General features: G+C 65.0%; 12 protein-coding genes. 1 reads left to right on the forward strand and 11 read right to left on the reverse strand.

From position 1 onward, the window contains the following. Positions 1 to 166: 166 nt before the first annotated feature. Positions 167 to 1,576: a type I glutamate--ammonia ligase gene (gene glnA, locus XalbCFBP2523_RS13410; protein WP_012917563.1), complete on the reverse strand. Its 1,410-nt coding sequence runs from the start codon at positions 1,574 to 1,576 to the stop codon at positions 167 to 169. Positions 1,577 to 1,802: 226 nt separating this feature from the next. Here glnA and XalbCFBP2523_RS13415 point away from each other — a divergent pair, with 226 nt between their 5' ends. Next, positions 1,803 to 2,594: an undecaprenyl-diphosphate phosphatase gene (locus XalbCFBP2523_RS13415; protein WP_012917564.1), complete on the forward strand. Its 792-nt coding sequence runs from the start codon at positions 1,803 to 1,805 to the stop codon at positions 2,592 to 2,594. Positions 2,595 to 2,658: 64 nt separating this feature from the next. On the opposite strand, the gene XalbCFBP2523_RS13420 is transcribed toward XalbCFBP2523_RS13415, so the two are convergent. The 10 genes from XalbCFBP2523_RS13420 to XalbCFBP2523_RS13470 form a co-directional block, all read right to left on the reverse strand. Continuing rightward, a complete protein-coding gene (locus tag XalbCFBP2523_RS13420; protein ID WP_012917565.1) occupies positions 2,659 to 3,270 on the reverse strand; it encodes a YbhB/YbcL family Raf kinase inhibitor-like protein in 612 nt (203 codons plus the stop codon). Positions 3,271 to 3,290: 20 nt separating this feature from the next. After that, positions 3,291 to 5,378 carry a tetratricopeptide repeat protein gene (locus XalbCFBP2523_RS13425; protein ID WP_045766496.1) on the reverse strand — a complete coding sequence of 696 codons (2,088 nt, stop codon included), beginning with the start codon at positions 5,376 to 5,378 and terminating at the stop codon, positions 3,291 to 3,293. Positions 5,379 to 5,446: 68 nt separating this feature from the next. After that, a complete protein-coding gene (locus XalbCFBP2523_RS13430; RefSeq protein ID WP_045766497.1) occupies positions 5,447 to 6,439 on the reverse strand; it encodes a YheT family hydrolase in 993 nt (330 codons plus the stop codon). A 67-nt stretch (positions 6,440 to 6,506) separates the two neighbouring features. After that, positions 6,507 to 7,301, reverse strand: a complete 795-nt coding sequence (locus tag XalbCFBP2523_RS13435) for a lysophospholipid acyltransferase family protein (protein WP_045766498.1) — start codon at positions 7,299 to 7,301, stop codon at positions 6,507 to 6,509. Positions 7,302 to 7,401: 100 nt separating this feature from the next. Next, positions 7,402 to 7,821 (reverse strand): hotdog fold thioesterase, encoded by a 420-nt coding sequence (locus XalbCFBP2523_RS13440; RefSeq protein ID WP_012917569.1) that lies wholly within the window; start codon positions 7,819 to 7,821, stop codon positions 7,402 to 7,404. A gap of 102 nt (positions 7,822 to 7,923) precedes the next feature. Continuing rightward, positions 7,924 to 9,915, reverse strand: a complete 1,992-nt coding sequence (locus tag XalbCFBP2523_RS13445; RefSeq protein ID WP_045766499.1) for a phospholipase D family protein — start codon at positions 9,913 to 9,915, stop codon at positions 7,924 to 7,926. Continuing rightward, a complete protein-coding gene (locus XalbCFBP2523_RS13450) occupies positions 9,912 to 10,532 on the reverse strand; it encodes a YceI family protein (protein WP_045766500.1) in 621 nt (206 codons plus the stop codon). The genes XalbCFBP2523_RS13445 and XalbCFBP2523_RS13450 overlap by 4 nt, the downstream gene beginning before the upstream one ends. Next, on the reverse strand, positions 10,523 to 10,999 hold the full coding sequence (locus tag XalbCFBP2523_RS13455; protein ID WP_045766856.1) for a SixA phosphatase family protein: 477 nt from the start codon (positions 10,997 to 10,999) through the stop codon (positions 10,523 to 10,525). Before XalbCFBP2523_RS13455 ends, XalbCFBP2523_RS13450 begins: the two co-directional genes overlap by 10 nt. Positions 11,000 to 11,014: 15 nt before the next feature. Continuing rightward, positions 11,015 to 11,647 carry a ParA family protein gene (locus tag XalbCFBP2523_RS13460; RefSeq protein WP_045766501.1) on the reverse strand — a complete coding sequence of 211 codons (633 nt, stop codon included), beginning with the start codon at positions 11,645 to 11,647 and terminating at the stop codon, positions 11,015 to 11,017. A gap of 318 nt (positions 11,648 to 11,965) precedes the next feature. After that, positions 11,966 to 12,874, reverse strand: a complete 909-nt coding sequence (locus tag XalbCFBP2523_RS13470; RefSeq protein ID WP_045766503.1) for an AEC family transporter — start codon at positions 12,872 to 12,874, stop codon at positions 11,966 to 11,968. Between the last annotated feature and the right edge of the window lie 22 nt (positions 12,875 to 12,896).

Raw genomic sequence — 12,896 nt, forward strand, 5'->3', positions numbered from 1 at the left:
GGAGCCTGGCCCACGGCACGCAAGCGCGGTATTGCGTGGATACCCCTGTGAATACGCCGAAAACCTAGTTCCTGACGCGAGCCACTGGCCCGGCTCCCCAGCCGGGCCAGCAGCGGCGATGACGAAGGAGGAAGGCGGAGACCTTCGCCGTCGCTGCGCATGCAACTCAGTTGGCGTAATACAGCTGATATTCCAGCGGGTGCGTCGCCGCACGGAACTTGGTCACTTCCTGCATCTTCAGCGCGATGTAGCCATCGATGAAGTCGTCGGTGAACACGCCGCCGGCCTTGAGGAACTCGCGGTCGGCATCAAGCGCTTCCAACGCCTGGTCGAGGCTGGAGCAGACCTGCGGGATTTTCTTCTCTTCTTCCGGCGGCAGGTCGTACAGATCCTTGTCGCTGGGCGCGCCTGGATCGATCTGGTTCTTGATACCGTCCAAGCCTGCCATCATCAACGCGGCAAAGGTCAGGTAGCCGGATTGCAGCGGATCCGGGAAGCGGATCTCGATGCGGCGCGCCTTCGGGTTGGACACCCACGGGATGCGGCACGAGGCCGAGCGGTTGCGCGCCGAGTAGGCCAGCATCACCGGCGCCTCGAAGCCCGGGACCAGACGCTTGTAGCTGTTGGTGCCCGAGTTGGTGAAGGCGTTGATCGCCTTGGCATGCTTGAAGATGCCGCCGATGTACCACAGCGCCATCTGCGACAGGCCGCCATAGCCGTCGCCGGAGAACAGATTGGTGCCGCCCTTGGCCAGCGACTGGTGCACGTGCATGCCCGAGCCGTTGTCGCCGACGATCGGCTTGGGCATGAAGGTCACAGTCTTGCCGTTGCGGTAGGCAACGTTCTTGATGATGTACTTCATCGTCATCAGCTCGTCGGCCTTCTTCACCAGCGAGTTGAACTTGGTGCCGATCTCGCACTGACCAGCGGTGGCGACCTCGTGGTGGTGCACTTCGACCTCGATGCCGACCTGCTCCAGGGTCTTGCACATTTCCGCGCGCAGGTCCTGCAGCGAGTCGGTCGGCGGCACCGGGAAGTAGCCACCCTTGACCGCCGGACGATAACCGCTGTTGCCACCCTCGATCTTGCTGCCGCTGCTCCACGCCGCTTCTTCCGAATCGATCTTGAAGAAGGTGTGGCCCATGTCGTTGCCGAAACGCACGCCGTCGAAGATGAAGAATTCCGGCTCCGGGCCGAAGAACGCCTGATCGGCGATGCCGCTGGACTTCAGATAAGCCTCGGCGCGCTTGGCCACGCCGCGCGGATCGCGCGCATAGCTCTGCATGGTCGCCGGATCGAGGATGTCGCAGGTCAGCACCAGGGTCGGGTCGGCCATGAACGGGTCGAGGAAGGCGGTGTCGGCATCCGGCAGCAGAACCATGTCCGACTCATTGATGCCCTTCCAGCCGGCGATCGAGCTGCCGTCGAACATCTTGCCCTCTTCGAACAATGCAGGCTCGATGATGCTGACCGGGAACGTGACGTGCTGCTGCACGCCGCGCAGGTCGACGAAGCGCAGGTCGACGAACTCGATCTTGTTGTCCTTAACCAACTTCTCAATAGTTTCCGCAGACATCAGATACAACCTCGGTTTATGAATGGCACCAGAAATTATGAGCAATCGGCATGCCAACTTCGTAGACTTCACAAGTCATTGAATCTGAAAGACATGCACGCAGATGGCGCAGACATTTCGCACCAAAATAATGCGGTCGCCATGAAAAGCACTACTGTGGTGCAAACCACAATGCTCTATCCTTGCGCACCGCCCATCTCTCCATTCCATCGAGCCAATCTCCTCCATGAGCGACCCGCTGTCCGCCCTGTTGCTGGGCATCATCGAAGGCCTGACCGAATTCCTGCCTGTCTCCAGCACCGGGCACCTGCTGATCGCCGAGCAATGGCTCGGCCACCGCTCGGACTTCTTCAACATCGTCATCCAGGCAGGCGCAATCCTGGCGACCATGCTGGTATACCGGCAGCGCCTGTGGACGCTGGCGACCGGCCTGGGCGAGCCTGCCAATCGCGACTACGTGTTCAAGCTGAGCGCGGCATTCCTAGTCACCGCCGTGGTCGGCTTGACGGTGCGCAAGGCCGGCTGGCAGTTGCCGGAGAGCGTGCATCCGGTGGCCTGGGCGCTGGTGATCGGCGGCGTGTGGATGCTGGCAGCCGAGCAGATCGCAGGCCGGCTACCTGAACGCGAGACGGTGACCTGGAAAGTGGCCATCGCGGTCGGCTTGGCACAGGTGGTGGCCGGCGTGTTCCCCGGTACCTCGCGCTCGGCGACGACGATCTTCCTGGCGATGCTGCTGGGCCTGAGCAAGCGCTCGGCCGCAGCCGATTTTGCTTTCCTGGTCGGGATCCCGACCATGTTCGCGGCCAGCGGCTACTCCTTCCTGGAGCTATACAAGCACGGCGCGCTGGGCAGCGAGAACTGGGGCGACGTGAGCATCGCCTTCGCCGCGGCGCTGGTGACCGGCTTCATGGTGGTGAGATGGCTGCTGGGCTACATCAAATCGCACCGGTTCACCGCCTTCGCGGCGTATCGCATCGTGCTGGGCGCGGCACTGCTGCTGTGGCTGCCGGCAGCATAAGGACTGAGAGCAAGGGCGATCCGACTCGCCCTTGTCCCAATCCCTCTTTCGAAGGGTAAGAGATTCAAGCCACGGCGGGATTGAGGCTGTAGGTGCCGTACAGCGTAGCTTCGGCCAACACGTGACCCTGCATCGCGCGCAGCGCGTCGGGGCCAGTAAAGCGCGCCGGTAGATCGAGTCGGGCCACATTCAACGCGAACAGGCGAAAGAAATAACGATGCACGCGCAGGTCGTTGGCCGGCGGATACGGGCCGTCGTAACCGTAATAGTCGCCGCCCATCGTCGCGTCGCCAGCGAACCAGTCGGTGTAGCTGTTCAGTCCCTGCCGCGCGCCGTCCAGGCCGGGCGGTTGCTGCTTGCCCTTGGTCACCACGCCGTCACTGGCGCTGCCCTCGGCGATCGCGCGCAGGTCGGCCGGCAAGTCCACCGCCACCCAATGCACGAATTCGGTGCGCGGCTGCGCGACCGGGATCTGCACATCGGCGCGGCCGACCATGTCGGCCACGGTCGGCACGTCCGGATCGATGCACAACAGGGCGAACGACCGGGTCGCGGACGGCACCTGATCCCAGGCCAGATGCGGATTGCGGTTGCCGCCGAAGCCGTCGGCCTGACCCATCGCATAGGTCGCGGCAATCGGTTGGCCGGGCTGCAGATTGTCACTGCGAAGGCGCATACGGGAAGCTCCTTGTGGAATCAGGTTGCAGGGTAGCCAAGGCGCATCGCAACGGGCGTGAGCAGGACGAATGCCGCGGCCAGCGGCCCCGCATAGGCGCGCCAGTGGCCGGCGGCCAAACGTGGCGGGCCGAGCGTGGCCACGGTTGGAAAGGGGACACCGAATGCCTGCTCCAAAGCTGCCGCCACAGCGGCCGGATCGGTCTCGATGCCGTCCAGGCGCAGCAACCGGTGCGGGTACAGGTCCTGCGCGTGCAGCACGGCGATTTGCTCCAACACCGCCGCCAGCCAGCGCGCACCGCCTTCCGGAGAGGCCAGTTGCAGCGGTGCCGGGGCGCCATTGGCCAGCCAGTCCAGCAGCATATCGCGCGGGTCGCGCAGCACGATCAGCAACCGTCCTTCCGGCAGATGCGGGCGCAGCGCGCGCAACAGCACGTTGTCCCACCACAGCAACCAGTCGACGATGTTGCCATCGCCGATGCCGCGCGCCGGCAACTGCGCACGCCACTCGGCGACCAGCGCCGCGCCGTCCAGTGCGCCGCTGTCGAGTTCGCCGACGCTGCGGTAGCGCTGCAAGCCATCGCTCGGCGGCTGCGCGCCGAAGCGGTCACCGCGCAGCACCGGACTGGCCGCGCTCAACACGGCGATCACCCGTTCCACGCCGCTACCTGGCGCCCCCCAGACGAAGAGCGGCCGTGCCTGCGTTTGCGCATCGACTGCGGCCAGCGGCGGCCATGGCGACAGCGCTTCTTGCCCCGCTTGCCCCAACGGCGGCAACGGCAAACGGTGCGGTTGTTGTTCCTGCTGAAATGCCAGCCAGGTCGCCAGCGCGTCCTCGACGCGGCCAGCGGCATCCTGCACCGCCGCCAACCATGGCCGCAGGATGGTCCGGTTCTGCTCGGGCAGGCGCTGCATCAGGCGGCACACATGATCGATGGCCGCAGTGTGCTCGCCGCGTTCCAGCATCGCTTCGACCAGCCGCTCCTCGCCGCTGATCCGACCCGGCTCCAGGGCCACGATACGTTGGGCCACGGCCTCGCTCTGGTCGCGCTCGCCGGCCATGTCGTGCACCCGCAGCTGCGCCTCCAACGCCGGCACGTGCGCCGGCATGGTGGCCTGCCAGCGCGCGATCAGCGCGCGTGCCTCGGCACCGCCTACCGGCTCCAGCGCCAGCCGTGCCAACCATAGGTCATGGGCGTCGGTCGTACTGGTCAGCGTCGCTTCGAGGGTCGCGCGCGCGTCGTCGAGCGTGCCAAGACGCTGCCAAGCGATCAGTGCCGCGTGCAGGGTGCGGCGGTCGGCCGGAGCCGCAGCCAGGGCCGGACGCAGATGCTCCAGCGCCTGCACCGGTCGGTCGGCCTGCAAGGCGTATTCGCCGGCCAGGCGGCGCATGTTGGCGGTATCGCCGGCAGGATCGGCCAGCACCGTTTGCAGCGCGGCAATGGCGTCGTCGAGGCGGCCCTGACGATGCGCGAGCTGCGCGACCAGCGCCATCATCGGCACACTGGTCCCGGGCGTCAGCGTGGCGACGCGGCGGAACGCCGTCTCGGCGAAGGCCAGGTGCTGTTTGTCCAGATAGGCGAAGCCCAGCGCGTAGAGCAGGCGCGGATCATCCGGCAATGCATTGCTGGCGCGCGACAGCAAGGCCAGTGCGCGGTCGGCGTCGCCGCGGCGCAGCGCCAGCATGCCGTCCAGCCCGAGCAACTGCGGATGCTCCGGCTGCAACCGCGCAGCGGTGCGGCTCAACCGCTCCACTTCGTCCAGGTCGCCGCGGCCCAGGGCCAGATGCCCGCGCATGATGTAGGCCATGAACGCGTTGGGATCCAGCGCCGCCGTCTGCGCCAATGCGACTTCGGCCTGGGGCAGGTCGTTGGCGCCAACCAATATGCTGGCGCGCAGCAGGTGCAATTCGGCATCTTCCGGCGCCAGCGCGATCGCCCGGTCAATGCTGTCCAGGGCTCCGGCGGTATCGCCGTGCTGCTGCCGCGCCAACGCCAGCCAGCGCTGCGCTTGCGCATCGTCAGCGACCTCCGCCACCCAAGCCTGTGCAAGACGCAGGGCATCGGCGGTGTCCTGGCGGCGCAGGGCGTCGAGAATGGACTCGTGCATGGGGCTCGGGCTGAAGGCAAACCCGCATTGTAGCGGGAGCGCCAGGCCGGCCAGCGCCGAAGCAGGGTTTAGGACTGCGCCAGACCTTGGGTCAGGCGCTCGGCCACCCAACGCTCGGCGAAACCGTCGCCACGCGCGTTCTCGATGAAACCGCAATGCCCGCCCCAGCGCGCAATCTCCAGCCGTGCCACGGCCGGCAGACGCAAACTGCGGAAATCGTCCAGAGGAATCACCGGGTCGTCCTCGGCCATCAGAATGTCGGCCGGTACGCGCAGACCCAATAGACGCTCGCCGGCGATGCTGTAGCTATCGAAATACTCATCCAGGCTGGCGAAACCCGCATGCCGCTGCGCCAGCCACCCCATCAATCCGCGCATGTCCAGCGCCAGGGTGGCATCGTCGTAACCATGCTGGTCGGGAAACAGCTCGCGCTTGCGCATCAGCGATCCACGCCAATTCCGGCGGAAATACCAATCGTAGAACTGCGGGCCGTTCTCGACGCGCTGCATGGCGGCAGCCGGATCCAGCAACGGACACACCGCAGCCACGCGTTGCAGCGGCAAGCCGGCCACCGGTGCGCGCAACGCCAGACGCAATGCGAAATTGCCGCCAAGCGAATAACCAGCGACCAACAGTGTCGGCGCCGGGAAACGCCGCCATAGATCGCAGGCGGCATTGAACACTTCGTCCAGGCGATCGGAATGGAACAGGTCCACGTTGAGGTGATGGGTATCGCCGTGATCGCGGAAATTGAGTCGGAACACTTGGTAACCGTGGGCAACCATCTGTGCGGCGGTCAAACACATGTAGCTCGAATCGGCACTGCCTTCCCAACCGTGCAACAGCAGCACCGTGCCACGCGGGGCAACATCGGCCGGCACGCTCAACCAACCCTGCAGGCGCACGCCGTCGCCACCATCGAGGATATGCGAGGTGGTGGTCGCACCGCTGGCGACAAGCCGTTGTTCGCCACGGCGTACGCGCAACATGCTGGAACCCAGCACCGATTGCACGTGGGGATTGCGCAACCAGCGTGGTGGGGAGTAATCGGTCGCGTTCATGGGAGATGAGCTTGCATGCAGAGGAGAGAGTAATCGGTTAACCACCGCGCCACCGGTGTTCCAGGGTTCAGCCTTGTTCCATTGCCGTGACGATGCGCGCGCGCGCCGTCTCGGCGATGCGCCGCCGTCCTTCCACGTCCTGCAAGCGGATCGGCTCGAGAAAATGCACTTCAGCCACACGACCCGGCTCGCCGAGCATGCGCACCACATTGACCAAGAAACTCTCCTGCGGCCCGAACGCCACGACCGCCTGGGCCGAACCGCCTAGCCCATAACGCAGCGCCACCGGCTGCACAGGCACCTCGACTTCCACTGCAGCCTGGAAGATCCGCGCATGGAACGGACCGATCTCATGACCGCTACGGGTGCGCCCTTCCGGAAACACTCCGACCGAACGCCCCGAGCGCAACTCTTCCCGCATGGCCTGCAGCACACCACTCAACGATGCGTTGCTGCCACGCTGGTGGAAGATGGTCCGCACGCGCACGGCCAACCAGCCGATCAGGGGCCAGCCGGCAATCTCATGCTTGGCAACGAAGGCCATCATGCGCTGGCTATGCAACATCACGATATCGATCCAGCTTACATGGTTGGCCACGAAAAACACCGGATTGGGCAATGGTGCGCCGATACGGCGCACCCGCAGGCCGAAGATGCGCAGGAAGCAGATCGACCACCAGCACGCCATGCGATCGCCCAAGGACTCGGCACCGCCGCGCCCCGGCGACAAGACCATGCACACCAGCACGCACGGTGTCGATACCGACACGTGCAGTGCCAGCAGCGGGACACGATAGCCGTAACGAATCCAGCGCAGCGCTCCACCCTGTTGGCGCGTGGCAATGTGCAAGAACTCACTCATTCGGTGAAGGTTACCGGAAGCAGGAGGGCCAAGCGGGCTATTGTGTCAGTCTCACGCCGCTCGCGCGGCGACAGTTGCGCGGCGGCACCGCGCACCAGGCTCAACCACGCGCGATCACCGCCAGGGTCAGCCGCGACACGCACACCGGTTTGCCCGCCGCATCCTCGATGCGGATCTCCCACACCTGGGTGGTTCGGCCGATATGCAATGGCCGGGTGGTACCGACGACCCACCCGCTGCGCACGCTGCGCAGGTGATTGGCGTTGATCTCAATGCCCACACAGACCTGATCCGGCCTCACGCACAGATTACCGGCGCTGCTGCCCAGGGTCTCGGCCAGCACCACCGAGGCGCCGCCGTGCAGGATCCCGTATGGCTGCAGCGTGCGCGCATCCACCGGCATCGTCGCGCGCAACCAGTCCGACCCGGCCTCGCTGAAAACGATACCCAACTGCGCAACCAGGGTGTCGCGCGCATCGGCATTGAGGGCATCCAGATCGACCGGTTCACGAAAAGCCATGCGCCAATCCCTACAGTCAAATAATCCCCAGCCTACCGCCAAGCAGGCCGCGATACCGCACCGTTGGCACTTTTCCAGCCACCCGATCCCCGATTGCGGCGCTCAGAGAATCGGCACCAAGCCGGACCCGAACGCCGTCAGCATCCTTACCAGCAGCCACTTCGGACCGACGTCGACCTCGGGGAAATCACCCACTGCGATGTAGCAGCGGTGGAAGCCAGGATCGTGCCGGGTCAACGGGGCCGGGCAATCGGGGCCGGGCTGGAAGGCGTAGTCGGTGGCATAGCGCCACGGCCACAAATCCAGCACCGGCAACGATTCGGAGAGTTTGTCGATGCTGTAATTCAAGCCCGACAGCAGCGGCGGCTTGACCCGTGGCGCCACCACCCAGGAATTCTCCGGCTCGATGTCGCGGTCGATGCTGGCCGCCAATGCCTGGGCAAAGACCGGATCGTCGACGATCACCGCCCCCTCGGTGTTGTAGGTTTCGCTACGCGGGTCGAAGTTGTGTGACCCGATCACCCCGACACGGCGATCCACCACCAGCGACTTGGCATGCACGCCCATGCGCGCGCCCTCACGGGTCACCGGCAGCGGGTGGTTGGCGATACGTCGGCTCAGGTAGGGCCGGGTCTCGGTCCGCAACAGGCGGCGCTCGACCTGGCTGCCGTCGCCACGACTTCCGGACGGCCCACCGCTACCGCTGCCCAGCAAGGAAAGGCGCTTGTCGGCGCTGCCGCCGACCGGCGCATTGGGCACGGGCGTCGGCACGGCAACGGTCTCGCCATCGGGCAGTTCCCCGCGCAACGGCGCGGGGAGCAAATTGGCGTAGTCCACCGGCGCATCCAGCGGGAACGGCATGTACTCGTAGATGTCCAGGCCCAGCGCGCGCAGGTTGCGCCGCTTGTACTTGTAGGACAGCGCATAGACCACCGGATTGTCGGTGGAGGCCAGACTGTTGCTGGCCACCACCACGCGTGGTGGATGCGCCCGCTTGCGCAGGTCGCGGAAGATCGCCTGCGCCGGGTCCGATAGCACCAGGTAGGGCGTCTGCAGCAGGATCTCCTCGCGCGCCTCGGCAATCAGATGATCGAGCCGTGGCGCGGTGGATATCGCTTTGGGTCCATGCTCGCGACGATGCTTTTGCGGCAGGTCGGCGACGTAGTCCACATGCTCGACCGGCAGCGCCGGCAACACGAACGCGTTCTCCACGAACGCTGGATCAGCCGCCTCCTGACTCACCCGCTGGACCCGTTCGGGGCGCAGGAACTGGGCCGGCGGCAGTGCCGGCACGCCATCGCGCAACAACATCTTGCCGACGTCGTTGAGCCGCGCCACAGGCACGCTGCGCCGCGCCTCCCAGTACGTATCAAAACTGGCGGCCATCGTGCGCGCCACCGGGCCGGCCACCAGCACGTCGCGGTCGCGGAAGTTGTATTCGCTGTCCCAGTCGAAATAATCATCCTGGTAGTTGCGCCCGCCGGCCACACCGACCGCCTCGTCCACCACCAACAGCTTATTGTGCATGCGCTGGTTGAAGTGGCGGAAACAGCACAGCACGCTGGCCGCATAGTGCAGGTAATTGGTCTTGGCCAGGCCGAAGGTGGGGTTGTAGATGCGTAGCGAGAAGTTTTCGTGCGCCCCGGCCAACGCGCCGAGAATCTGCAAATCGGAGATCGCCGAAAGTTGGTCGATCAGCACCCGTACCTTGACCCCACGCCGCGCCGCGTCCAGCAGTTCGTCCATCACCAACCGTGCGCTATCGTCCTTGTCGAAGATGTAGGTCTGCAGATCGATACTATGGCTGGCACTGCGAATCAGGTTGATCCGCGCCACCAACGCTTCCTCGCCGTGATCCAGGATGATGGCGTAATGGTGCGGCGCGCCGCCGTCGGACTGCGCGAAGGCCTTACCGGCCAACCCGCGCAATGGCGAGGCGAGCGCGCAGTGGTCGCTGCGCGTGCAGGTCAGTTGACGGTCTTGCGCGGCCTCCGCAATCGCCAGGGCACGGGCATGCTGTGTGTGCGACAGCGTCGCGCAACCACTGGCGAGCAGCAACACCGCCAGCACCACTCCCCTTATCAATACTGTCACCGAACGCCCGCCTCGACCAACCGCGTATGAAACACGAACGTGACCCGATCGCTCAAGGCCAGATCCCACTTATCCATCCCGTAACGCCCACGCAACACCGTACCGCGACTGATGACATCGCAATCATAGCCGGGCCGGCTGCATGCGGCCGGCATCACGGTCAACGCTTCGGGGTGACTGACTCCACGGATGCTCAAGATTCCCGATACCGACCCACCGCTGGTCAACAACCGCGGGGAAAACGGTTGCGAATCGAAGGAAACGACGGGGTAGCGCGCGGCATCGAAGAAATCCTCCCCGCGCATCCAGCCGGTATAGCGTGGTTTGTCGGGGATCTCCGCGTAGGCAGTGAACAAGCGTAGACGCACCTGGTGACGACCATCCGGCAGGACGTGGACGACACTTTCGTAACGCGGGAAAACGCCTTCGATACGCAATCCGAAACGTGTGCGGATATAGAAACCGAAGTGCGATTGCGTTGGGTCGAAAGCGTAGTCGCCTGGCGGCAGCTGCGTCGCAGAGGTTTGCGCGCCGTCAGCAGCGGACAGCAGACACAAGGGCAACAACGCGGCGCACAGCGCCGCAGTCAAATGACGACGGCGCCGAATCAAGGCCACCAGAAAGCGTTCAGGCGTGCCACGCCGGGCTCGATCGGCGCCTCTTGTGGAACCGCCAGCACGGCGATACTGGCGGTGGGCATGCCGCGGTAGTCGCCGGACTGACCGCTGTGCATCAGCGCGACTAGCCGCTCCAGACCTGGGTTGTGGCCGACCAATAACAACCGCTCGACGTCGCGATGGCCGTCCAGCAGGTCGGCCAGGGTACCGGAGGTGGCTTCGTAGATGCACGGCTCCAAGCGTTGCTCGACATAACCGGTCAAGCCCAGGATCGCCTCCAGCGTCTCGCGCGCGCGGCGTGCCGGCGAACACAGCACCCTGTCCGGCACCAGACGTTGTTCCAGCAGCCAGCGCCCGGCCACCTCCGCCTCGGCCAGACCGTGCGGTGACAGCGGTCGGTCGAAATCTGCCTGACCGGTGTCGGCCGGCTCGGCGTGGGCATGGCGCAGCAGGATCACTTCTCGCAAAACGATGGTCATCGGTCAGGCCTTCTTGAGCCACTTGAGCAACGGCTCCCAGTCCAGTTGATGGTCGCGGACCTGGGCGGAGCGGTAATCGAACAAACTGCGGCCCAGCCCGACCAGCACCACATAGGCCTGGCTGTCGCGTAGTTGCCCCACCACCGGGTAAGGCCACTCACCGAGCATCTGCAACGCCTGTTGGGTCGCGTGGGTCCACGGCTTGCCGCGGTTGAGCAGCAGCCCGACCGGCAACTTGCGCTGGTGGACCCGCGGCACCTTGGCCAGTGTGTTGAGGAAGCCGACGCTGGCCTCGATGTCCAGCGCCGAAGGCGTCAACGGCACCACCACCGCATCGGCCTCGTCCAGGAAAGGTGCCAGGTCCTCGGCCATGGCACCGGCAGGAGCATCGATGATCACCCGCTGCGCATCGTCCGGCAGCGCCGCACGCCAGGCGCGCTTGCGGCTGACATCGATTGGCAGCACCGCGCTGTCCAGACCGACACGGCGTTCGGCCCAGCGGGTCGAGGAACCCTGGGGATCGGCATCGGCCAGCACCGTCCGCTTATCGGCCAGCGCATAGAACGCGGCCAAGTGCGTGGCGATGGTGGTTTTGCCCACGCCGCCCTTGGAGCTAGCCACCAGGATCGTCTTCATGCACGCCTCGCCTCCGCGGAAGAACCCGAAGCGTACACCTGCGCTCCGTCAGCAGGTAGTCAACGCGGGTTTTCAGACAGACTGTTCGAGCCTCAATGGCAGTAGGAATGGAAAACGCTCCGGTCAGCAGTGCGTGAGGGTTCGTATTTCAATTTCTTGTTGGGACTGGCCTTCCAGGCGGACCCTAAGACCCGCGAGAAAAACTGCATGAGAAAAGCGCGATTGGTCCAAAGCTTGTCAACGATGATGTCGACGTTTCCGACACTAAAGTGATGCAACTGCATGCATTGCGCGAATGCGCCAAAGGTCCGCTCAGCCCTATGCGCCCAGCACCCACAGCCACGCCGGCAATGTGAGCAGCGACAGCAAGATGCCGTAACCGACCAGCGCGGCCGCCAGCCGCGGTGCCAACCGGTGCGAGATCGCCAACAGCGCCGCAGTGATCATGGTCGGCATCGCAGACTCCAGCACATTGGCTTGAAGCAGTTGCCCGCGTAGGCCCAGGGCCAACGACAGCAGCCAGACGAGTGCTGGCAGCAGTAGCAGCTTCAGCGCCAGCCCGGCGGCAAGCGGCACCAATTCATCGCGCGGCAATCGCAACTGGATCGAAAAACCGACCGCCAGCATCACCAGCGGTAGCATCGCATCGGCCAGATGTTGCAAACCCGAGGCGATCCAGGTAGGTGGCCGCACAGGCATCAGCGTGAGTGCGAACGCCAAGGCCCACAGCGGCGGAAAGCGCGCCATCCGCGACAGCGTCTGCTTCGGCGAGGGCGGCGCCTCGCCGCTGTAGCGCGCCAACACGTACAGGCCGAAGCTCGACAACAACACGAAGGTGCCGAACTGGTCGTAGACCACCGCATACGGCAAAGCCGCCTCGCCAAGCAGCGCATGCACCATCGGGTAACCGATGAAGCTGGTATTGCCCAATGCCACGCATAACAACAGGACCGCCTGCTGTTCGCGGCGCAGACGCAGCGGAGTGCGCAGCACCAGCACCGCCAGAACCGTCGCAGCGGTGAATAACCACGGCGTCAGCACCAGTCCCAGCAGAGTCCGATCCAGTTGCAGGCGCGGCACGTACATCAGCACCGAAGCAGGCAAACACAGGTAGAGCACTACTGCGTTGAGCACATCTGTGGTACTGGGTGGCAGCACGCGCAGGCGCGCGAACAGCTTGCCAAGGGCCAGCATGGTCAGGATCAGCGCAAACGCATCGAAGGCCATCGGTGCTACAGGGCTCTGCGCA

The sequence above is a fragment of the Xanthomonas albilineans genome (genome assembly GCF_002939705.1).
In the GTDB taxonomy this organism is placed as follows: domain Bacteria; phylum Pseudomonadota; class Gammaproteobacteria; order Xanthomonadales; family Xanthomonadaceae; genus Xanthomonas_A; species Xanthomonas_A albilineans.